The organism is Pseudazoarcus sp. NS34 (genome assembly GCF_059703725.1).
This window is the reverse complement of record NZ_BAAKIZ010000002.1, coordinates 688,443-709,459: the sequence shown is the minus strand read 5'-3', so window position 1 is coordinate 709,459 and position 21,017 is coordinate 688,443. Positions and strand designations below refer to the sequence as shown.

The 21,017-nt window shown below is 66.4% G+C and carries 18 protein-coding genes; 14 read left to right on the top strand and 4 right to left on the bottom strand.

Annotation, left to right across the window (positions count from 1 at the left end; all coding sequences use genetic code 11):
* Nucleotides 1-140 precede the first annotated feature (140 nt).
* The 3 genes from tadA to AC6H0N_RS09855 are packed head-to-tail and all read left to right on the top strand — an operon-like array spanning nt 141 to nt 1,505.
* Nucleotides 141-608 carry a tRNA adenosine(34) deaminase TadA gene (gene tadA, locus AC6H0N_RS09865; protein WP_497573922.1) on the top strand — a complete coding sequence of 156 codons (468 nt, stop codon included), beginning with the start codon at nt 141-143 and terminating at the stop codon, nt 606-608.
* On the top strand, nt 608-1,087 hold the full coding sequence (locus AC6H0N_RS09860) for a L,D-transpeptidase family protein (protein WP_497573921.1): 480 nt from the start codon (nt 608-610) through the stop codon (nt 1,085-1,087). The genes tadA and AC6H0N_RS09860 overlap by 1 nt, the downstream gene beginning before the upstream one ends.
* Nucleotides 1,080-1,505: a GNAT family N-acetyltransferase gene (locus AC6H0N_RS09855; protein ID WP_497573920.1), complete on the top strand. Its 426-nt coding sequence runs from the start codon at nt 1,080-1,082 to the stop codon at nt 1,503-1,505. Before AC6H0N_RS09860 ends, AC6H0N_RS09855 begins: the two co-directional genes overlap by 8 nt.
* Before the next feature lie 18 nt (nt 1,506-1,523).
* Here the strand turns inward: AC6H0N_RS09855 and AC6H0N_RS09850 are convergent, their stop codons facing one another.
* From AC6H0N_RS09850 to ygfZ, 3 genes are read right to left on the bottom strand one after another with little or no spacing between them, the layout of a single operon-like run.
* The gene (locus AC6H0N_RS09850) at nt 1,524-2,306 is read right to left on the bottom strand and encodes an NRDE family protein (RefSeq protein ID WP_497573919.1); all 783 of its coding nucleotides are present in this window, start codon (nt 2,304-2,306) and stop codon (nt 1,524-1,526) included.
* Nucleotides 2,297-2,596, bottom strand: a complete 300-nt coding sequence (locus tag AC6H0N_RS09845) for a DUF4936 family protein (RefSeq protein WP_497573918.1) — start codon at nt 2,594-2,596, stop codon at nt 2,297-2,299. Before AC6H0N_RS09845 ends, AC6H0N_RS09850 begins: the two co-directional genes overlap by 10 nt.
* Nucleotides 2,593-3,606: a CAF17-like 4Fe-4S cluster assembly/insertion protein YgfZ gene (ygfZ, locus tag AC6H0N_RS09840; protein ID WP_497573917.1), complete on the bottom strand. Its 1,014-nt coding sequence runs from the start codon at nt 3,604-3,606 to the stop codon at nt 2,593-2,595. Before ygfZ ends, AC6H0N_RS09845 begins: the two co-directional genes overlap by 4 nt.
* Nucleotides 3,607-3,699: 93 nt before the next feature.
* On the opposite strand from ygfZ, the gene mltG reads away from it, so the two are divergent.
* The 11 genes from mltG to AC6H0N_RS09785 all read left to right on the top strand — a co-directional run bounded on the left by mltG (nt 3,700) and on the right by AC6H0N_RS09785 (nt 19,930).
* Nucleotides 3,700-4,698: an endolytic transglycosylase MltG gene (mltG, locus tag AC6H0N_RS09835; RefSeq protein WP_497573916.1), complete on the top strand. Its 999-nt coding sequence runs from the start codon at nt 3,700-3,702 to the stop codon at nt 4,696-4,698.
* Nucleotides 4,695-5,327: a dTMP kinase gene (tmk, locus tag AC6H0N_RS09830; RefSeq protein ID WP_497573915.1), complete on the top strand. Its 633-nt coding sequence runs from the start codon at nt 4,695-4,697 to the stop codon at nt 5,325-5,327. The genes mltG and tmk overlap by 4 nt, the downstream gene beginning before the upstream one ends.
* On the top strand, nt 5,324-6,343 hold the full coding sequence (holB, locus tag AC6H0N_RS09825; RefSeq protein ID WP_497573914.1) for a DNA polymerase III subunit delta': 1,020 nt from the start codon (nt 5,324-5,326) through the stop codon (nt 6,341-6,343). The genes tmk and holB overlap by 4 nt, the downstream gene beginning before the upstream one ends.
* Entirely contained in the window at nt 6,340-6,705 is a 366-nt protein-coding gene (locus tag AC6H0N_RS09820; protein WP_497573913.1) for a PilZ domain-containing protein, read from the top strand. Before holB ends, AC6H0N_RS09820 begins: the two co-directional genes overlap by 4 nt.
* A gap of 24 nt (nt 6,706-6,729) precedes the next feature.
* The gene (locus AC6H0N_RS09815; protein WP_497573912.1) at nt 6,730-7,509 is read left to right on the top strand and encodes a TatD family hydrolase; all 780 of its coding nucleotides are present in this window, start codon (nt 6,730-6,732) and stop codon (nt 7,507-7,509) included.
* Nucleotides 7,487-8,152 (top strand): ankyrin repeat domain-containing protein, encoded by a 666-nt coding sequence (locus AC6H0N_RS09810; RefSeq protein ID WP_497573911.1) that lies wholly within the window; start codon nt 7,487-7,489, stop codon nt 8,150-8,152. The genes AC6H0N_RS09815 and AC6H0N_RS09810 overlap by 23 nt, the downstream gene beginning before the upstream one ends.
* A 66-nt stretch (nt 8,153-8,218) precedes the next feature.
* On the top strand, nt 8,219-9,391 hold the full coding sequence (locus AC6H0N_RS09805; RefSeq protein WP_497573910.1) for a M20 aminoacylase family protein: 1,173 nt from the start codon (nt 8,219-8,221) through the stop codon (nt 9,389-9,391).
* Nucleotides 9,392-9,423: 32 nt separating this feature from the next.
* Nucleotides 9,424-11,922, top strand: a complete 2,499-nt coding sequence (locus tag AC6H0N_RS09800; protein ID WP_497573909.1) for an ABC transporter permease — start codon at nt 9,424-9,426, stop codon at nt 11,920-11,922.
* A gap of 94 nt (nt 11,923-12,016) precedes the next feature.
* Nucleotides 12,017-14,917, top strand: coding sequence for an HD domain-containing phosphohydrolase (locus AC6H0N_RS09795; RefSeq protein ID WP_497573908.1), 2,901 nt, complete (start codon nt 12,017-12,019; stop codon nt 14,915-14,917).
* A gap of 218 nt (nt 14,918-15,135) precedes the next feature.
* The gene (gene amt, locus AC6H0N_RS09790; protein ID WP_497573907.1) at nt 15,136-18,537 is read left to right on the top strand and encodes an ammonium transporter; all 3,402 of its coding nucleotides are present in this window, start codon (nt 15,136-15,138) and stop codon (nt 18,535-18,537) included.
* Between the two features lie 37 nt (nt 18,538-18,574).
* Complete coding sequence (locus AC6H0N_RS09785) at nt 18,575-19,930, top strand: DNA recombination protein RmuC (protein WP_497573906.1); 1,356 nt, start codon at nt 18,575-18,577, stop codon at nt 19,928-19,930.
* Between the two features lie 4 nt (nt 19,931-19,934).
* Here AC6H0N_RS09785 and moaA read toward each other — a convergent pair whose 3' ends face one another.
* The gene (gene moaA / locus AC6H0N_RS09780) at nt 19,935-21,011 is read right to left on the bottom strand and encodes a GTP 3',8-cyclase MoaA (RefSeq protein WP_497573989.1); all 1,077 of its coding nucleotides are present in this window, start codon (nt 21,009-21,011) and stop codon (nt 19,935-19,937) included.
* Nucleotides 21,012-21,017 lie beyond the last annotated feature (6 nt).

The window sequence follows — 21,017 nt, the reverse complement described above, 5'->3', positions numbered from 1 at the left end:
CAGCGACACGGCTTCGCATCATGGGAGCCGTCTCACCGGACGCCGCCCATGATCGACGATGAGCGTGATGCCGAGACGTTCTCGAAGGGCGCGCTGCGTTCAGCCGTGACCGGTAAACTCCCGCCATGGGAAGGATGAAAATGGACATTGACGAGACCTACATGCTCGCTGCACTGGAACAGGCCCGGCTCGCTGGCGCCTGCGGCGAGGTGCCGGTGGGAGCAGTGGTGGTGCTCGACGGCGAGATCGTCGGGCGTGGTTTCAATCAGCCGATCCGCGGCAATGATCCGACGGCGCATGCCGAGGTGATGGCCTTGCGCGACGCGGGCACTCGCCTGGGCAATTACCGGCTGCCGGGCTGCAGCTTGTATGTGACGCTGGAGCCGTGCGCGATGTGCTCGGGGGCGATCATGCATGCGCGCGTGGCGCGCGTCGTGTTCGGTGCGCGTGATCCCAAGACGGGCGTGGCCGGCAGCGTGATCGACCTGTATGCCGAGAAGCGCCTCAATCACCACGCGGAGATCGTTGGCGGGGTGCTGGCCGAGGCATGCGGGGCCTTGCTCAGCGGCTTCTTCGCGGCGCGGCGCAACAAGACACAGGTGGTGTGATGCGAATCGAGATCAGTATTCCGGAGCAGGCTCTGCGTCTGTTCGATGAGGGCGATGCCTGTCTGCGCACCTGGTCGGTGTCTACCGCCGCCAATGGCGCGGGCGAGCAGGAAGGCAGTAATTGCACGCCGCGCGGGCGCCACGTCATCCGCGCGCGCATCGGCGCCGGTGCGCCGGCCGGGGCGGTATTCCGCGGGCGCCGGCCGACCGGAGAGGTGTGGACGCCGGAATTGGCGGCGCAGCACCCGGATCGTGACTGGATCCTCAGCCGCATTCTGTGGCTGTCGGGCTGCGAGCCGGGTTTCAACCGGCTCGGTTCGGTCGACAGCATGCGACGCTACATCTACCTCCACGGCACGCCGGCGGACCAGCCCATGGGCGTGCCGCTGTCGCATGGCTGTGTGCGCATGCGCAACGCCGACATCATCGAGTTGTTCGAGCGCGTGCCGGTCGGCACCGAAGTCGTCATCAGTGACTGAAGCACGCCTGGCGCTGCTCGACTGGGCGCAGGCCGAAGCGCGCGTGATGCCGCTGCGCATCGAAGTCTTCGTGCGCGAACAGGGCGTGCCGCTGGAAATGGAGCGTGACGAGTTCGACCCGGTGTGCGTGCACGCAGTGTGCGAGGTCGACGGTGACGTGGTCGGCACCGGCCGACTGTTGCCGGACGGCCACATCGGGCGGCTGGCGGTGGCGTGCGCATGGCGCGGCAAAGGCTTCGGCGCCCGCCTGCTGGAAGCGCTGGTGGCCGAAGCGGCCCGCTGCGGCCTGGCCGAAGTGGTGCTGCATGCGCAGGTTCAGGCCGAGGCTTTCTATAGCCAGCGTGGCTTCGTGGCCGAAGGGCCGGTGTTTGACGAGGCCGGCATCGCGCACCGCTTGATGCGCCGCCGCCTTGCCTGAATCAGCGTCTGGCTCGGGTCACTCTTCGTCCTGCGGCGGCAGCGTGACATTGAACTCGTGATTTACCCGGCCGGCTTCTTCGGCCTGTTCGTCCCACGTCCATTCACTCAGGCGCGCTGCGCCGTCACGGCGCACGAACAGCAGCGTCGACGAGCGCGTGCCATAGCCGGGCGCGCGCACGAAAACGGGTGACATCAGGCGCTCCCATTCCAGGCTCAAACCGGTTTTCGGCAGTTTCTGATCCGCTGCGGGCTGGTCATCGAGCAGCAGGTCGAGAAAGGCGTCGTCGGTCTGCGGGCCATTCAGGGCGGCCATGAAGCGCTGTCGCGCGATCTCGACTTTGGGCCACGGCGTGTCGAGCAGATGGTTCGACAAGGCATACACACCGGGTTCGAGCAGGCGCGTGCGCCCGGCGGTGCTTTCGTGAATGCCGAGGCTGCGCCCGTCGCTGACGAAGAGGTTGAAGTCGGTGTAATGCGAGGCAACGCTGGAGACATGGCCCAGCACCTTTCGGGTCTGCGCGATGCCGGTCAAAGCGTCGCGCACCAGCACACCGCGAGATGGCCCGTGCGCGCGCTGCACGGCGGGGTTGCGATAATTGGTCAGCGCGGCGAAGCGGCCGTCGCGCGTCACCCCGAGCCACGTGCCGAGGCTGCTCAGGTCGCGCCCGCCCAGCACCTTGGGTTCGTCGTCCCACCAGTGGGCCGGGGCCGTCGGGCGCGCGAAGTGTTCATCGCGGTTGGCTGCGACGATCAGCGGGTAGTCCGGGTGGGCGTGCCAGCCGATGACGATCAGACACATGCGAAACGCTCTACATGCCGGGCGGTGCCGGGCTGCACCAGGGCGTCCAGGCCGCTGGCGGCCACCGCCTCGGCCAGTGCCGCTTCGAAGACAGCGGCGTCGGTGACGCCGGCGTAGATCTCCATCAGCGTGTGCGCGTCGTCGCGCCGTTGCATCAGGCGTCCGCGGATACCGCTGCGGGTGGCCAGCGCCTGCTGCATGGCCTGGGCGCGCTCTACTGCCGCAGCGACATCGTCCACACGGTAATAGATGTACAGCTCGACGACCGATGACTGAGCCGGGGCGCTCATGCCAGCGCGTAGGGCAGCGGCAGAAAACTGACCGGCATGCCGTCGGGCGCGCCGAGCCTGGCCTCGCCGGCCTCGGCGCAGCTGATTTGCAGCACGGCCAGCGCTTCGAAACCGCCGTCGGGCGCCGCGGCGACGTTAACCAGCTTGCCGGCCGACTGCTCGCCGAAGCCGGGTGTGTATAGGTCATCGCCCGGCGTGGGCGTGCGCTCGCCGTTCACATGTACGCGGTACATGCGCTTCTTGAGCTTGCCGAGGTATTGCGTGCGGGCGACGATTTCCTGCCCCGGATAGCAGCCCTTGTTGAAGCTCACGCCGCCGATCAGCTCGAAGTTGAGCATCTGCGCCACGAATTCCTCCTGCGTGGCGGCGGTGATCAGCGGCAGGCCGGCCTGGATCATGGCGAGCTGCCACTGGTCGGTGCCGGCGGGGCGAGCGCCGGCATCACGCAGGCGCAGCCACAGCGCCGGGGCGTGCTGTGCATCGGCGATCAGCACGTAGTTGTCGCCCTGGATGCGGATGCAGCGCAGCCCATCGGAAATGCTCTGGCGCATGGCCTCGGCAGGCACGGCAATGCCGGCAGCGCTGAGCACCTCGGCGGTCTTCGCACCGCACAGGCCAATCAGCACGACGTCGTCGAGCGTCAGCTTGACCTTGCTGCGCAGTACGTACATCGACAGGCGCTTGAGAATGGCCGGCGCGATGTCGGCCGATAGCACGATGCCGTAGCCGTCCAGATCGCGATGCATCAACAGGCTCGCCAGCATGCGACCCTTGGGCGTGTTGAGGCTGTTCCAGGCAGCGCCGTCGGCGGCCAGATGCTTGACGTCATTCGACAGCAAATTGTGCAGGAACTCGGACGTGTCCTCGCCGCGGCTGCCGATGCAGGCCAGATGCAGCAAGGGCACGGCGTGGCAGCCGGCAGGGTCGACCGGTACGGCCGGGAAGTGCACGGCAAGTTCGGTGGTCTGAGCGCCTTCTTCGGCGAGGAATTCGTTCCAGGGCTGGGTCATGGCTCGGTCGGGGGAGTGGCAACGTCGATGCAGTATTATACGGGCCGCCGCAAAGCGCCATGCCTGCGGTCCTACAGGCCGCTTGCTGATTCGATGAAGACCTTGTTACTGCGTATTTTCCTGATGCTGTCTTTGGCCGCCGTGGTGCTTGTCGCCGCGGCCGGATGGTTTGTGCTGCGCCCGTTGGACGTGTCGGCGCCGGTCAATTTCGAGGTCGAGCGCGGCTTCACCATGCGTCAGGCTGCGCGCGCGGCACATGCCGCAGGTGTGCCGGTATCGCCCGATGCGCTGTACTGGATTGCCCGTCTCTCGGGTAAGGGCGGGCGCATCGTCGCCGGAGGTTATGAGGTTACGTCGGGCATGTCGGCGCTGGACGTGATCGACCGGCTCAATCGTGGTGACGTGGCGCATGCCGAGGTTCGCCTGATCGAGGGCTGGAACTTCCGCCAGGTCCGGGCGGCACTGGAGTCTCACGACTGGATTCGCCCTGACACCCGCGACATGACGGATGCCGAGTTGCTGCAGGCGGCGGGTATCGACGAGTCGCACCCGGAAGGATTGTTCTTCCCCGACACCTATCGTTTTCCGCGCTTCACAACCGCCAGTTCGGTGCTGCGCATGGCGTATGCGGCCATGCAGCGGCATCTGGCCGATGCCTGGGCTGAACGTGATGCCGACGTGCCGCTGGATTCTCCCTACGAGGCGTTGATTCTGGCCTCCATCATCGAGCGCGAGACCGGCCGGCCGGATGAGCGCGGCCTGGTGGCCTCGGTCTTCACCAACCGGCTGCGCATCGGCATGCGCCTGCAGACCGATCCGACGGTGATCTACGGCTACGGTGAAGCCTTCGAGGGTCGGCTGCGGCGACGTCATCTCGACACCGATCACGAGTACAACACCTATACCCGCGCCGGCCTGCCACCCACTCCGATCGCCATGCCGGGGCTGGCTTCGTTGAAGGCGGCGGTGCGCCCGGATGAATCCGAATACTTCTATTTCGTTGCGCGCGGTGATGGCAGCAGCCAGTTCTCGCGTACGCTGACCGAGCACAATCGGGCCGTAAATATCCATATCCGGGGGATCAGTCAGTGAGTGCAGCGGGCACGCAGGGACGCTTCATCACATTTGAAGGCATCGATGGTGCGGGCAAGAGCACGCAGATCGCCGCAGTCGTGGCGCTGTTGCAGGCGCGCGGCATCGAGGTCGAGCAGAGCCGCGAGCCGGGTGGCACGCCGCTGGGCGAGCGCCTGCGCGAACTGCTGCTGCACCAGCCCATGCATCTGGAAACCGAGGCCATGCTGATGTTTGCGGCACGGCGTGAGCACCTGGCTGCGCGCATCATGCCGGCGCTGGCGGCCGGGCGCTGGGTGGTGTGCGACCGCTTTTCGGACGCGACCTACGCCTATCAGGTCGGCGGGCGCGGGCTGGACGCGGCCAAGTTCGCTGCGCTGGAAGCCTGGGTGCATCCTGGTCTGCAGCCGGACCTGACGCTGGTATTCGATCTCGACCCGGCGGTGGCTGCGGCGCGTGTCGCCGCCACCGGTGCGGCGCCCGATCGCTTCGAGCGTGAGCAGCGCGATTTCTTCGAGCGCGTGCGCAACGCCTATCTGCTGCGTGCTCAGGTCGCACCGCAACGCGTCTGCGTGATCTCCGCCGATCGCCATCCGGACGCCATTCGTGCCGAAGTCGAAGCCGTCGTCACGGAGCGCTTGTTGCCATGATCCATCCCTGGCTTGCCGACACCTGGCAGCGTCTGATCGGCCTTGGCGAGCGTCTGCCGCATGCGCTGCTGTTTGTCGGTCCGCCCGGTGTGGGCAAGCGTGATCTGGCCGAAGCAATGGCCGCACGCCTGCTGTGCCGCTCACCGCGTGCCGACGGCGAGGCCTGTGGTGAATGTGCCGGCTGCACATTGCGCCTGTCCGGCAACCACCCCGACCTGATGCGCGTCGAGCCGGCGGATGCTGGCGCCGATGCAGAAGCCGAGCCGGATGCCAAGGGCCGCAAGTCCTCGCAGATCGTCATCGACCAGATCCGCGACGTGCAGGAAGCGCTGATGGTCACCGGCCACCAGAGCTCGCGCCGCGTAGTCATCGTCGATCCGGCCGAAGCCATGAACGGATTTACCGCCAACGCGCTGCTCAAGCTGCTCGAAGAACCGCCTGTGGGTTGTGTGCTGATGCTGGTGTCGTCTGCCCCGCGCCGGCTGCTGCCGACCATCCGCAGCCGCTGTCAGCAGTGGGCATTCGCGCGACCGTCGGCCGAACTGGTGGCCGCACGCGGTGCTGACGCGGCCTTGCTGGCGGTCACCGGGGGCTTGCCGCTGGCGGCCGAGCGGCTGGCGGACAAGGGTGTGGGCGAGATGCTGGCGCGCTTTGTGCGCGATGTGTCGCGCCTCCCGGCGTCCGACCCGCTGACGCTGGCGGCACAGTGGGAGAGCTGGCTGCGCAGCAAGGACGCGATGTCGGTCGGGCTGGACGTGGTGATGCTGACCGACTGGATGCAGCGCTGGGTCAGCGACCTTGCCGCTGTCGCGATGGGCGGTGGGGCGCGCTTCTTTCCGGCGCAGGCGGCGTTGCTGGAGAAGCTGGCGGGGCCGGCCGGTATCGCCGGTGCGTCAAGCTGCTACAATGATTTCGCGCGAATCCGTCGGGTCGCGCAGCATCCGCTGAACCTGCGGCTGATGCTCGAAGACATGCTATTGCGCTATGCGCGCGTCGTGAGCGGAGCAAGGTCATGAGCGAACAGGCAATCCCCGGGGGCGTACGCCCCAGCGTCCTGTCGATGAACATCAACTCGAAGTCGGCGCTGTACGCGGCCTACATCCCGTTCTTCGTCCATGGCGGCATTTTCGTGCCGACACCGAAGAGCTACAAGATCGGCGACGAGGTCTTCGTGCTGCTGCAGTTGATGGATGACCCGACCAAGCATGCGGTCGCGGCCACCGTGGCGTGGGTCACGCCGGCCGGCGCCCAGGGCGGCAAGACCCAAGGCGTGGGCCTGCACTTTGCCGGTGATGAAGCCGGCAAGGGCCTGCGCGGCCGCATCGAAACTGTGCTCGCCGGCCTGGTCGGTTCCAACCGCCCGACGCACACCCTCTGAGTTTTCTTTCCCCAGCGGTACCTGATGTTTGTCGATTCCCACTGCCATCTGGATTTTCCCGAACTCGCCGAGCGCGAAGACGACATCGTCGCGGCCATGCAGGCCAACGACGTGCGTCAGGCGCTGTGCATTTCGGTCACGCTCGAGAACTTTCCGCGCGTGCTGGCCGTTGCCGAGCGCCATGACGGCTTCTACGCCACGGTTGGCGTGCACCCCGACAACCTCGACGTGGACGAGCCGGACGTGGCCCGTCTGGTCGCGCTGGCCGACCACCCCAAGGTGGTGGCGATCGGCGAGACCGGGCTCGACTACCACTGGCACAAGGACGAACCCGAGTGGCAGCGTGAGCGCTTTCGCACGCACATCCGCGCCGCGCGCGAGTGCGGCAAGCCGCTGGTGATCCACACCCGTTCGTCCGCCGCCGACACGCTGCGCCTGATGCGCGAAGAGCGTGCCGAGGAGGCCAGCGGCGTGATGCACTGCTTCACCGAAACCCGCGAGGTTGCAGCTGCAGCGCTTGATCTTGGCTTCTATATTTCGTTTTCGGGCATCGTCACCTTCAAGAATGCTGTTGAATTGAAGGAAGTGGCGCGCATGGTGCCGCTTGAGCGCATGCTGATCGAAACCGATTCGCCGTATCTCGCGCCCGTGCCGCATCGCGGACGTACCAACGAGCCCGCCTGGGTGGTGCATGTCGCCGAAGAGATCGCACGTTTGCGTGGCGAGTCGGTCGAAAGCATTGCCAGTGCAACCCGCGACAACTTTTTCAGGTTATTCACACATGCCCAAGCACTTCAGTCCTAAACGTTTTGGCCTCGTGTTGGCCGCGAGCCTGCTGCTCGGCAGCACTGGCGCGCTGGCTGGCAGCTATGAGGATTCGCTCGACGCAGCCCGCCTGGGCCGGGTTGACCAGCTTGCGACGCTGCTCGACCGTGGCATCGACCCCGATACCGTCGACGCCTTCAACAACAGCCTGCTCATCATTGCAGCGCGCGAGAATCACCCCGACGTGGTCGAATTGCTGGTCCGGCGCGGTGCGCGCATCTCCTATCGCAACGAAGCCGGCGACTCGGCCCTGATGCTGGCCGCCTTGCGCGGCAATCAGGCCATCGCCGAACGCCTGCTTCTTGCCGGCGCCGAGATTGATCACGACGGCTGGACGCCGTTGATGTACGCCGCCTTCGAAGGGCATGTCGAACTCGTCGATCTGCTCATCCGGGCGGGCGCGGACGTCAACGCCAAGGCCCCGAACAACGCGACCGCAATGATGTTTGCCGCCCGCAACGGCCATATCGACGTGGTTCGACGCATGCTCGAAACCGAAGTCGACCTCAAGCGTGAGAGTGATCGCGGCTATACCGCCGTGACCTGGGCTGAGGAGAACGGGCATACCATCATCGCCGGGATGGTGCGCGAAGCCATCTCCGCGCGCGCGGCTCAGCGCTAAGGCGCCTGCTGTTGCGCGCTGACGGTCATGCCATGGCCGTCGTTTCATCGTTTTCCGGAGGTTCCCATGACTGTCATCGAAGCGCTGCGAGGCGATCAGCCACGCTACGCCCAAATCCGCCGCGACATTCACGCTCACCCCGAACTGGCCTACGCCGAGCACCGCACCGCCGATCTGGTGGCGCGGCATCTTGAGGCGCTGGGCATTGAAACGCACGGTGGCATTGGCGGGACCGGCGTGGTCGGCGTGCTGCGCGCCGGCTCGGGTAGCCGCGCCATCGGCCTGCGCGCCGATATGGACGCGCTGCCAATGCAGGAACACAACGAGTTCGCCCACCGTTCCACCCACGATGGCTGCATGCATGCCTGCGGCCACGATGGCCATACCACCATGTTGCTTGCCGCCGCCGAGGCGCTGGCCAAGCATCCCGACTTCGACGGAACGGTGTATTTCGTGTTCCAGCCGGCCGAGGAAGGCATGGCTGGCGCCAAGGCCATGCTCGACGACGGCATTTTCGACCGATTCCCGATGGACGCCATCTTCGGCCTGCACAACTGGCCCGGCATGGAAGCAGGCCATATCGCCGTCCACGACGGGCCGGTGATGGCCGCGGCCGACCGCTTCGACATCGAAGTCACCGGCATTGGCTGCCATGCCGCGATGCCGCATCTGGGCGTTGATCCGGTAGTGGCTGCGGCGGCCGTGGTGCAGGCTTTCCAGACGATTGCCGCGCGCACCGTCGATCCGCTCGACGCGGCCGTGGTGTCGACCACCATCTTTCAGGCCGGCAAGGCGCAGAACGTCATTCCGGACCGAGTCGAGATGGCCGGCACGGTGCGCAGTTTCCGCGAGGAGGTGCGCGAAACCGTGCGCCGCCGCATGCAGGAGATCTGCGACGGCATCGGTGCCGCACACGGGGTGAAGATCGCGCTGAACTACCGCGCCGGCTACCCGGCCACGGTCAATTCCTCGAACGAGGCGGCGCTGTGCGCCGAGGTTGCACGTGCGCTGGTCGGCGCCGAGCAGGTCACCACGGCGATGCGGCCGAGCATGGGGGCGGAGGATTTCGCATTCTTCCTGCGCGAGAAGCCGGGCTGCTACGTGTGGCTTGGCAACGGGCCGGGCGAGGGCGGCTGCCTGCTGCATAACCCGCGTTACGACTTCAACGACGAGCTGATCCCGGTGGGCGCGGCCTACTGGGTCGAGCTCACACGCCGCCTGCTCGCGGCGGCGCGATGAACCGTCTTCGCCTGGCCGGGTCGTAGGCTCCCATGGATACCCTGCGACTGGCTTTTCGCATGATGCTGCGCGACCTGCGTGCGGGCGAGCTGCATCTGCTCGGCCTGGCCATCGTCATCGCCGTGGCCAGCCTGACCAGCGTCGGCTTCCTGGCCGACCGCGTCGCCCACGGGCTGGACCGCGAGGCCAATCAGTTGCTTGGCGGCGATCTGCTGCTCAGCGCCGATCAGCCTTGGGGGGCCGAGGTGCGCGAAGAGGCGAGTTCGCGCGGGCTGGAAGTCGCCGAAACCGTCTTGTTTACGAGCATGGCGAGCACCGAGGAAGCGGCCGAGCTGACCGGCGTCAAGGTCGTCGGCGAGGGCTATCCCTTGCGCGGCGCGGTGCGCATCGCGCCCGGACCCAATCAGCCTGATGCGGTCGCCGACGGCATTCCGGCGCGCGGCGAGCTGTGGCTGGACGAGCGCATGTACGCAAGCCTGGGTGTGCAGACCGGCGATCTTGTCGGTCTGGGCATGCTCGAGTTCCGGCTCGCCGGCATGGTCAGCTTCGAGTCCGATCGTGGCGCCAACTTCTTCAGCCTGCTGCCGCGGGCAATCTTCAATCTGGCGGACCTCGAAGACAGCGGCCTGATTGTCACCGGCAGTCGCGCCGACTATCGGCTGCATGTGGCTGGCGAGCCTGCCGCGGTGGACGCCTTCGAGGACTGGATCGCGCCGCGCCTGGGCCGCGGGCAGAAGCTCGAAACCATCGAAAACGCGCGCCCCGAAGTGCGCTCGGCGCTCGATCAGGCGCAGCGCTTCCTGCGTCTGGCGGCGCTGCTGGCGGTCATTCTGGCGGCGGTAGCGGTCGGCCTTTCGGCCCGCCGCTTCATGCGTCGCCACCTCGATGCCTGCGCCGTCATGCGTTGTCTCGGCGCGCGACAGTCGCGGGTGCTGATGATTTTTGTCGGGGAATTCCTTGTATTCGGTGCGCTGGCGGCCTGCGTCGGGGGTGCGCTCGGCTGGCTGGTGCAAGCCACGCTGGGCGGCTTGCTGGCCTCGTTGATGCAGTTGCGCCTGCCGCCGCCGTCGATGTTGCCGCTGGCGCATGGCATCGCCGTCGGCATTGCCTTACTGGTTGGCTTCGTGCTGCCGCAGTTGCTGCGGCTGCGCCGCGTGCCGACGCTGCGTGTGCTGCGCCGCGAGCTCGGCGCGGTCGAGCCGGCCAGTGGTTCGGCGTGGCTGGCTGGCGCCGCGGTGCTGCTCGGCCTGATTTTCTGGATTGCCGGTGATCTGCGTCTGGGTGTTTCCGTTGCTGCCGGTTTTGCGTCGGCTCTGGGTGTGTTTGCGCTGGCGGCATGGGGCGTGTTGCGCTTGCTGGGACGGCTGCGTGGCAGCGGTGGCCTTGCGGGCGGGGGCTGGCGGTATGGCCTAGCGGCGCTGAACCGGCGCATGGCGGCCAGCGTGATCCAGGTCACCGCACTCGGTCTGGGCATCGCAGCGCTGCTGCTGCTTACCCTCGTGCGCGGCGATCTGGTCGAGAACTGGCAGCAGAAGACACCGGCCGATGCGCCCAATCGCTTCATCATCAATATCCAGCCGGACCAGCGGGCGGCGGTGGCGCAGCATTTTGTCGACGCCGGACTGGAGGCGCCCGAGATCCTGCCGATGATCCGCGGCCGACTGGTTGCGATCAATGCTGAGGCGGTTGATCCGGCGATGTATGCCGATGAGCGCGCGCAGCGGCTGGTGACACGCGAGTTCAACCTCAGCCAGGGCAGTCGGCTGGCCGACGGCATTACGATCACCGAAGGGCGCTGGCACGGCGATTCGGCTGAACCGCAATGGTCGGTCGAGCAGGGCCTGATGCAAACCCTGGGCCTGAAGCTTGGCGACGTGTTGCGCTATGACGTAGCCGGCCGCCTGGTCGAAGGGCCGATCACCAGTGTGCGCAAGCTCGACTGGGGTTCGATGCGCGTCAATTTCTTCGTGATCGCCGCCGATGGCATGCTCGACGGCGACCCCACCAGTCTGGTCAGTGCCTTCCACCTGTCGGAGGCCGATGCCCATGCCTTCACAGCGGGCCTGGTCAATGCCTTCCCCAATCTGTCGGTGATCGACGTGGCAGCGGTGCTGGCCCAGGTCGAGGAAATCACCAGCAAGCTGGTGCTGATCGTGCAGTTCGTGTTCGGCTTCGCGCTGCTGGCCGGGCTGGTGGTGCTATACGCGGCACTGCAGGCCACGCACGACGAGCGTGACCACGAAATGGCCGTGCTGCGCACGCTGGGTGCGCGCAACAAGCAGCTCACGCAGGCCATGTTTGCCGAGTTTGCGGTGCTCGGCGGGGTGGCCGGTGTACTGGCAGGCGGGGCGGCGAGTGCGATCGGCTGGGCCTTGGCGCAGTTCGTCTTCCGCATGGACTATGTGCCGGATCTGGGCGCCGTGATGTTCGCCACCGCATGCGGTGCCCTGGGCGTGATGCTCGGCGGTTGGTTGGGTACGCGACGTTTGCTGCATCGCCCGCCCATGGCCAGTCTGCGCGCCGCTGCGTAAGCATTTCAACTGGTGTAGGCACAACAATCCGGAGTAGTCTCTCGTCATTGCCGACGGAGTGGTTCGGTTGATTCGCTGCCAGGCGAGGTGAGCAATGAAATCGGCTCCACGCAACATCGTGCCCTACCGCATTCAGGTGCCGCTGAATGTTGCTGTTGCCTTCGGTGTTGCCTTGCTGGTGACCTGCATCGTCGGGGCGCTGGCCTTCAGCGCCTACCGCGGTGCCGAGCATTCGCTGGCAACTGCCACCAGCGAAGCCATCGAGCAGGGCGCATCGCTCCTCGATGAGCGAATCGGCCGCATTTTCGAGCCGGCCGACAACCAGCTACGCCTTCTATCCCACAGCGACATGGTGAGCGCGCGTACGCTCGATGAGCGTCTGGCGCTGCAGCCGCTGGCGCGCCAGGTGCTGCGCGGAAATTCCATCGTGCAAGCCGTGTATGCCGGCTATGCGGATGGCGATTTCGTGCTGTTCCGACCACTCGACGCGGTCGGGCTGGTGGCGCGCTTTGGCGCGCCGACCGGGGCGGATCTGTTGGTACAGACCATCACCGACGCGGTTGGCGAGTACCGCTTCTACGCGCCTGATGGTCAGTTGCTGGAGCGCCGGGTCTTGCCGGATTACCGCTTCGACCCGCGTGAGCGCCCGTGGTTTGTAAACGCCGCCGACACGGCCGACACGGTGCTGACCGAGCCCTATCTGTTCTTCACCACCCGCGTGCCCGGCGTGACGCTGGCGCGCCGCGCCGCCGAAGGGAATGCGGTAATCGGTCTGGATGCCGAGTTCGCCAACCTCGCCGCCCAGATCGACGAGTTGCGCATGACGGCGTCGAGTGAGCTGGCCATCGTCGATGCGGCCGGCACGGTGGTGGCTCATCACGATCCGGTAGCGATGCTGATCCCGGATGGCGGCGACAGTTTCCGGCTGGCGCATGTCGACGAACTTGCCCGCCCGCTGCTAGCCGATGCCTTTGGCCTGGATGGAGGCTCGGTGACGGGTCACGCCGAACATGCCGGCAGCCGTGAATGGCATCTGGTGCGCATCCCGCTCAAGCCGGTCGGTTCCCTCGAACTCATGGCGCTGCTGGCGATTCCGGAAGACGAGATGTTCGCCGAGGCGCGCAGCATCGTCGCTCAACAGATCCTGATCGCCTTGCTGATCTTTGCGGTCAGCGTGCCGTTCGGCTTGTGGCTGACGCAGCGTTCGGTGGTGTCGCTGCGCCGCCTGGCAGAGGAAGCGCAGGCAATCGAGGCCTTCGACTTTGCCGCGCGGCCCCTGTTGCGCTCGCGCATCGGCGAGATCGACCGCCTGTCGCTGACCATCGACCGCATGCGCACGACCTTGTCGGACTTTCTCGACACCAGTGTCGCGTTGGGCCTGGAGCGCGATGTCGAAACCCTGCTGGAGATGATTCTCGGCACGGTAGTCGACACGTCACGCGCCGAGGGCGGCGCGATCTATCGCGTCGTGGACGGCTCGCGCATCGTGCGCGTGCGTCAGCGCGGAGATGCCCGCGTCGCGGCCGCGCTGCCCGAAGAGATCTTGCCTGGTGCGGGCGGGCTGGTGGCCGATGCTTTGGAACGGCGCACGACGCGCATCGAAGCCGAGGCAGGCAGCTTGCGCGTGGCCGTGCCGCTGATCACGCGCGAAGGCGCGCTGGTCGGCGCCGTCGCAGTGTGGCTGCCAGGGCTGGCTGATGGGCAAGGTCCGCGACGTGATTCGCGCGTGGGCTTCATCGAGGCACTTTCGGCCACCGCCGCCGTGGCGATCGAGACACGCGAGTTGATCGACGCCCAGAAGCACCTGCTCGAATCCTTCATCCAGCTCATTGCAGCGGCCATCGACGCCAAGAGCCCTTACACCGGCGGCCATTGTCAGCGGGTGCCGGAGCTGGCCAAGATGCTGGCCGAGGCTGCGCACACTTCCGACGCCGATCCGTGGCGCGATTTCCGCCTGTCCGGGACTGATCGCGAAGCCCTGCACATCGGGGCCTGGCTGCATGACTGCGGCAAGATCACCACGCCCGAGTACGTCGTCGACAAAGCCACCAAGCTCGAAGGCATTTACGACCGCATCCACGAAATCCGCATGCGCTTCGAGGTGCTCAAGCGCGACGCCCGCATTGCGGCGCTGGAAGCACGTCTGGCCGGTGACGACGCGCACGCCGTGGCCGAGCAGCTGCAAAGGACGCTGGAAGAACTCGACGCCGAGTTCGCTTTCGTGGCCGACTGCAATCTGGGCGGCGAGGCCATGGATGACGCCGACGTCGAGCGGTTGCAGCGTATCGGTGCCCGCAGCTGGCTGCGCACGCTGGATGACCGCCGCGGCATTTCACGCGACGAGAGCCTGCTGCGGGCGCCCCATCCGAAGCCACCTTTGCCGGCTGAAGAGGCGCTGCTGGCCGATCAGCCGTGGCACCGCATCGAGCGCCCCGACAGCGAGCGCTTCGGCGCCGACAACCCATGGGGCTTCTCGATGGAGGTGCCGCACTACAAGCACGATCGGGGCGAGCTGCACAATCTCACGGTCCGTCGCGGCACGCTGACGCCCGAAGACCGCTACATCATCAATCACCACATGATCCAGACCATCATGATGCTCACGCGGCTGCCGTTTCCGCAGCACCTGGCGCGGGTGCCGGAGATTGCCGCGGGCCACCATGAGCGCATGGACGGGCGCGGCTACCCGCGGCGCCTCAAGCGCGAGGACATGAGCGTGCTGGCGCGCACCATGGCGGTGGCCGACGTGTTCGAGGCGCTGACCGCCGTGGATCGACCCTACAAGGCGCCCAAGACGCTGTCGGAGTCGGTGACCATCATGGCGAACATGGTGGCGGATCAGCACCTGGACGCCGACCTGTTCCGGCTGTTCCTCGAATCCGGCATCCATCAGGTGTACGCCGAGCGTTTCTTGGACCCATCGCAGATCGACGAGGTGGACGTGGACGCCGTACTCGCCATCGCCTCCAGCCCGGCTGCCGTGTCCCGGGACTGATCATCGCGCACCGCAATGGTGCGTGTGCGGCTACACACAAGCCGCTCGTCTCCCCGGTACGACCCGCAAACCCCCGTTTTGCGCGGGCGCATGCAGTGGCATGTGGCTTGCTAACTCATCGGAAGGCCTTCCTACTGCGCTGCCATGCGCACTCGGGGCCTGCTGCGTGAGTTGCAATCCGCCCCGGCCGGAAGCCGGGACCGTGTGCCGAGGACGCGATGTCGCAAAACCAGTCGCTGGATATTCTGTGGATGCTCGTGTGTGCCGCTCTGGTGTTTGTGATGCAGGGCGGATTCCTGTGTCTCGAATCCGGGCTGACGCGTGCCAAGAACGCCATCAACGTCGCGGTCAAGAACATCGCTGACTTCGCCGTGGCGTCGATCCTGTTCTGGCTGTTCGGTTTCGGGCTGATGTTCGGTGACAGCGTCGGCGGGCTCTTCGGCACAGGCCATTTCGCGATGAACGGCGAGGCCGGCACCTCGACCTGGCTGATGGCCTTCGTGCTGTTCCAGATGATGTTCTGCGCGACCGCGGCCACCATCGTGTCCGGCGCGGTGGCAGAGCGCATGCATTTTCCGGCTTACGTGGTGGTATCCGCTGTGGTCGCCGGCCTGATCTATCCAGTTTTCGGTCACTGGGCCTGGGGTGGCGTGATTGGCGATGGCGGGGCCGGCTGGCTGGCTGCCATGGGTTTCGTGGATTTCGCCGGCTCGACCGTGGTCCACAGCACTGGCGGCTGGGTGGCCCTGGCGGCGGTGATGATCCTCGGTCCGCGCGAAGGGCGGTTCGTGCCAGGCGAGCCGGCGCGTGTGATTCCGGCCGGCAACCTGCCGGTGGCCATGCTCGGCGGCTTGTTGTTGTTCTTCGGCTGGTTCGGCTTCAACGGCGGCAGCACGCTGGCCTTCACCGAAGCGGTGCCGGCGATCATGGCGCACACCGCGCTGGCGGCCGCCGCCGGAATACTGGCCGGCATCCTGATCGGCTGGAAACTGCACGGCTACTGCGAGGTGATGTACGCGCTCAACGGCGCGGTGGCCGGGCTGGTGTCGATCACCGCCAGCGCCCACGTCGTGAGTGGGCTGGACGCACTGGTGATCGGAGCCATCGGCAGCGTCATCATGGTCATCGCCAATGAGTGGCTACTGGCGCGGCGCATCGATGACGCGGTGAGCGCCATTCCGGCGCACCTGGCCGCCGGTGCCTGGGGCACGCTGTGTGTGGCGCTGTTTGGTGACCTTGCATTGATCGGAAACGGCCTGTCGCGTGTCGAACAGTTCGGCGTGCAGGTGTTGGGCGTGGTTGCTTGCGGCGCCTGGTCCTTCGGCATTGCCTGGTTGGTGCTGCGGGCGTTGGGGCGCTTTCGGCCCTTGCGCGTCAGCGCCGAAGACGAACGCCTGGGGCTCAACGTATCCGAGCACGGTGCGCGTACCGAGCTCGTGCAGTTGATGGAAACCATGGAGGAGCACAGCCGCACCGGCCGGCTGACCAACCGTGTTCCGGTCGAGCCGTTTACCGAGGTCGGCCAGATCGCCTCGGCCTACAACCGCGTCATCGGCGCGCTGGAAGAGGCCACCGAACAGACCCGCGCCGTGATCCGTGACGTGCGCGACGGCATCATCACCTTCACGCGCGAAGGCGTGCTGACCAGTCTCAACCCGGGCGCCGAGAAGCTCTTCGGCGTGGCTGCTTCGGGCGTCATCGGTCAGCCGGTGCAGCGCCTTGTATCGCCCGAGGGTGGCACACCTCAGCCGCGCCTGGAACGGCTGTTCGTTCCCGGCGAGAAACTCGAGCTGCGCTTCGGCGCACCGCGCGAGCGGCGCGTGCTGGAGGTCTCGATCAGTGAAAACCGGGTCGGGCAGGTGGCCCAGCTCACCGGCATGGTGCGCGACATCAGCGAGCGCAAGCAGGTCGAATCGCAACTGCACAAGGAGCGTGATCTGGCGCAGGTCACGCTGGCCTCCATCGGCGACGGCGTGATCACCACCGACGAGAGCGGCTGCGTGCAGTACATGAATCCGGTGGCCGAACGCCTGACCGGCTGGCGAGCGCACGAGGCGCGCGGCAACCCGGTGAGCATGATCTATCGGCTGGTCGACGAGAAATCCGGCGCCGTGATCGAGAACCCGGTGCGCACGGCGCTGCATCGTGGCCAGGTCATGCCGCGGCTGGAGCACGCGCTGCTGCGCCAGCGCGACGGCGAGAACGTGCCGGTGCTCGACACCGCCGCGCCGATCCGCTCGCGCGACGGCTTTCTGATCGGTGCGGTGCTGGTGTTCCATGACGTCACGGTCACGCTGAACCTCGCGCGCGAACTGTCGCACCAGGCCAGCCACGACGCGCTGACCGGCATACCCAACCGCCGCGAGTTCGAGCGCCGCCTGTCCGAGCTGCTGGGGCGCCCGTTCGAGGAAGGGCAGACGCATTACCTGTGCTACCTCGATCTCGACCAGTTCAAGGTCGTCAATGACACCTGCGGACACGTCGCCGGGGACGAGCTGCTGCGCCAGGTCACGTCGCTGCTGCGCACCCATCTGCGTGCCTCCGACGTACTGGCGCGGCTGGGCGGCGACGAGTTCGGCCTGATCCTGCAGAGCTGCCCGCGCGAGCGCGCGCTGGAGTTGGCCGAGACCTTCCGCGAGGCCATCGCCGAATTCCGCTTCGCGTGGGAGACCAAGGTGTTCTCGATCGGCGTGTCGATCGGCGTGGTCGAGCTCGAAAGCCACGAGAGCGATCTGGGTGCCGTGCTGTCCTCGGCCGACGCCGCCTGCTACGCCGCCAAGGAGGGCGGGCGCAACCGCGTGCATCTGTACCAGCCTGACGACGACCGCCTGCTCGAACAGCACGGCCAGATGCAATGGGTCACGCGCTTGCAGGCCGCGCTCGATCAGGACCGCCTGCGTCTGTACGTGCAGCCCATCGTTCCGCTCAATGCGCCGGATCGCAACCGCATGCACTTCGAGATCCTGGTGCGGCTGGAAGAGAATGGCAAGATCATTCAGCCCGGCGCATTTCTGCCCGCCGCCGAGCGCTACAACCTGATGCCGCGCATCGACCAGTGGGTGGTCAACAACACGCTGGCCTGGCTGGGGGATCGCTACCGCCGCCACGGCCGTCTCGACGGCGTGTATTGCATCAACCTGTCCGGCGCCTCGCTGTCAGATGAACGCTTTCGCCAGACTCTGCGCACCACGCTGGAGCAGTCCGGCCTGCCGCATGGCGCGATCTGCTTCGAGATCACCGAGACAGCCGCGGTGGCCAACCTGTCCAAGGTCGTGCATTTCATCCGCGAGGTGAAGCAACTCGGCTGCGCTTTCTCGCTGGACGACTTTGGTTGCGGCCTGTCCTCGTTTGCCTACCTCAAGACCTTGCCGGTGGATTTCCTGAAGATCGACGGCAGCTTCATCAAGGACATCGAGCACGACCCCATCGACATGGCCATGGTGCAGGCCATCAACACCATCGGCCACACCATGGGCCTGCAGACCATCGCCGAATTCGTCGAGACCGAGAGCGTCATGAACCGCCTCATCGAACTGGGGCTGGACTATGCCCAGGGCTATCTGCTGGGCGAGCCGCGGCCGCTGGGCGAGGGAGACCAGGTGCGCATGATGCCGCGCTGAGTACAATCCCTGCATCGAAACGGAGGGCTCATCGCCGATGCAGGGACTGGAATGGATAGGCGCGCACGCGCCCGAACTCACGCTGGCTGCGCTGGCGGCCGTGCTTCTGGTGCTGGCGTGGGTGGTGCTGCGCTTGGTGCGCAGCGAGCGCCGCCTGGCCGAGGTCATGAGCGAGTCGATGGCCGAGCGGCTCGACGAAGCCTCCGATCACGGTTATGCCGCGCTGGAGCGGCTCGGGCAGCGCGCCGATGTGCAGTCAGAGCGCACACGCGAATCGCTGGAGCGAGAGCTGCGCGCCATGCGCGAATCCTTCCATACCTTCGATTCCGCCATGCAGGCGCGGCTTGCCGAACAGCGCGAGCAATCTGCCCAGCGTTTTGCCGAAGCAGCGGGTGCTTCGGCCTCGGCGCATGAACGCTTGCGTGCCGAGTTGCTGGAACAGGTGCTGACGCGCCTTGCCGAGCAGGCGCGGGCCGACCGCGAGCTGCTGCAGGGCGGGCTGTCCGGTGTATCGCGCACGCTCGACGAGCGCCTCGAATCCATCGCCGGCCACGTGAATCAGCGCCTCGACGAAGGTTTCCGCAAGACCAACGAAACCTTCCTCAACGTCATGGAGCGCCTCGCCACCATCGACGAGGCGCAGAAGAAGATCGACGGCCTCACCACCAGCGTCGTCAGCCTGCAGGATCTGCTCGGCGACAAGCGTGCGCGCGGTGCCTTTGGCGAAGTGCAGCTCGAAGGCCTGGTGCGCAACCTGCTGCCGCCCGACAGCTACAGTTTTCAGCACACGCTGCCCAACGGCACGCGCGTCGATTGCGCGCTGCGCCTGCCCGAGCCGACGGGCATGGTGTGTGTGGATGCCAAGTTCCCACTCGAAAACTACCGCCGCATGCTCGATCTTGAGTCGCCCGAGCTCGACCGCAAGCTGGCGCAGACGGCCTTCCGCGGCGACGTGAAGCGCCACATCGACGCGATTGCCACGAAGTACATCGAGCAGGGGGTGACGTCGGATGGTGCCGTGATGTTCGTGCCGGCCGAAGCGGTCTTCGCCGAGATCCACGCCTGGCACCCCGAACTCATCGCCTATGCGATGGAGCGCCGTGTGTGGGTGGTGTCGCCGACCACGCTGATGGCCGTGCTCAACACCGCGCGGGCCGTGCTCAAGGACGTCGAGACGCGCAAGCACATCCACATCATCAAGGATGCGCTGGGCAAGCTGGCCAAGGATTTTCACCGCTTCGACGAACGCATGAACGCGCTCGCCCGCCATATCGATCAGGCCAACCGCGACGTGCAGGACGTGCAGGTCAGCTCACGCAAGATCACGGCGCATTTCGAGAAGATCGAGTCGACACAGCTGGATGAACTGCCGCCGGCGAGCGACGAGAGGTAGGGCGTCAGCCGCCGATGTACGACATCTCGATCTTGCGCTGCTTGGCGGTGTTGGCCGTGCGGATCTCGGAGTAGCGGTCCGTACGCGTCATCCACACGCGGGCAATCGCGTTGTCCAGATCGGCGTCCGACGCGCCGCCGCGCAGCAGCGCGCGCAGGTCGTGGCCGGATTGGGCGAACAGACAGGTGAACAGCTTGCCTTCGGTGGACAGGCGGATGCGTGTACAGGTGGAGCAGAAGGCCTGCGTGACCGAGGAGATGACGCCGATTTCGCCCGAGCCGTCGGTGTAACGCCAGCGCTCGGCGACTTCGCCGGTGTAGTTGGGGTCGGCCGCCTCCAGCGGGAAGACCGCCGAGATGCGCTCGACGATTTCGCGCGAAGGCATGACCGCAGCCATGTCCCAGCCGTTCGAGCTGCCGACGTCCATGAATTCGATGAAGCGCACGATGTGGCCGCTGCCGCGGAAGTGGCGCGCCATGTCGACCACGCCGTCGTCGTTTTCGCCGCGCTTGACGACCATGTTGACCTTGATCGGGCCAAGGCCGACGTCGGCCGCGGCGTCGATGCCTTCGAGCACGGATTGAACCGGAAAGTCAGCATCGTTCATGCGGCGGAAGGTCGGGTCGTCGAGCGAGTCGAGGCTGACCGTGACGCGGTGCAGGCCGGCGTCTTTCAAACGCTGCGCCATCTTCGGCAGCAGCACGCCGTTAGTGGTGAGCGTGATCTCGACGTCGGGGATGCGCGCGAGGCGTTCGATGAGCTGGTCGACGTTCTTGCGCAGCAGCGGCTCGCCGCCGGTGATGCGCAACTTGCGCACGCCGCGATCGGCGAAAACGCGCGCGACGCGTTCGATCTCCTCGAAGCTGAGCAGGTCGTTGCGCGGCAGGAACTGGTAGTCCTTGTCGAACACCGAGCGCGGCATGCAATAGGTGCAGCGGAAATTGCAGCGGTCCGTCACCGAAATGCGCAGGTCGCGCACTTCCCGCCCCATGCGGTCGGCCAGCGGGCCGGACGCGGGGATGCTGCCTTCGATTTCGGGCAGGGTGTTCGACAACTCTGTGCGGATGGGGATGATCTTCATGTTCAT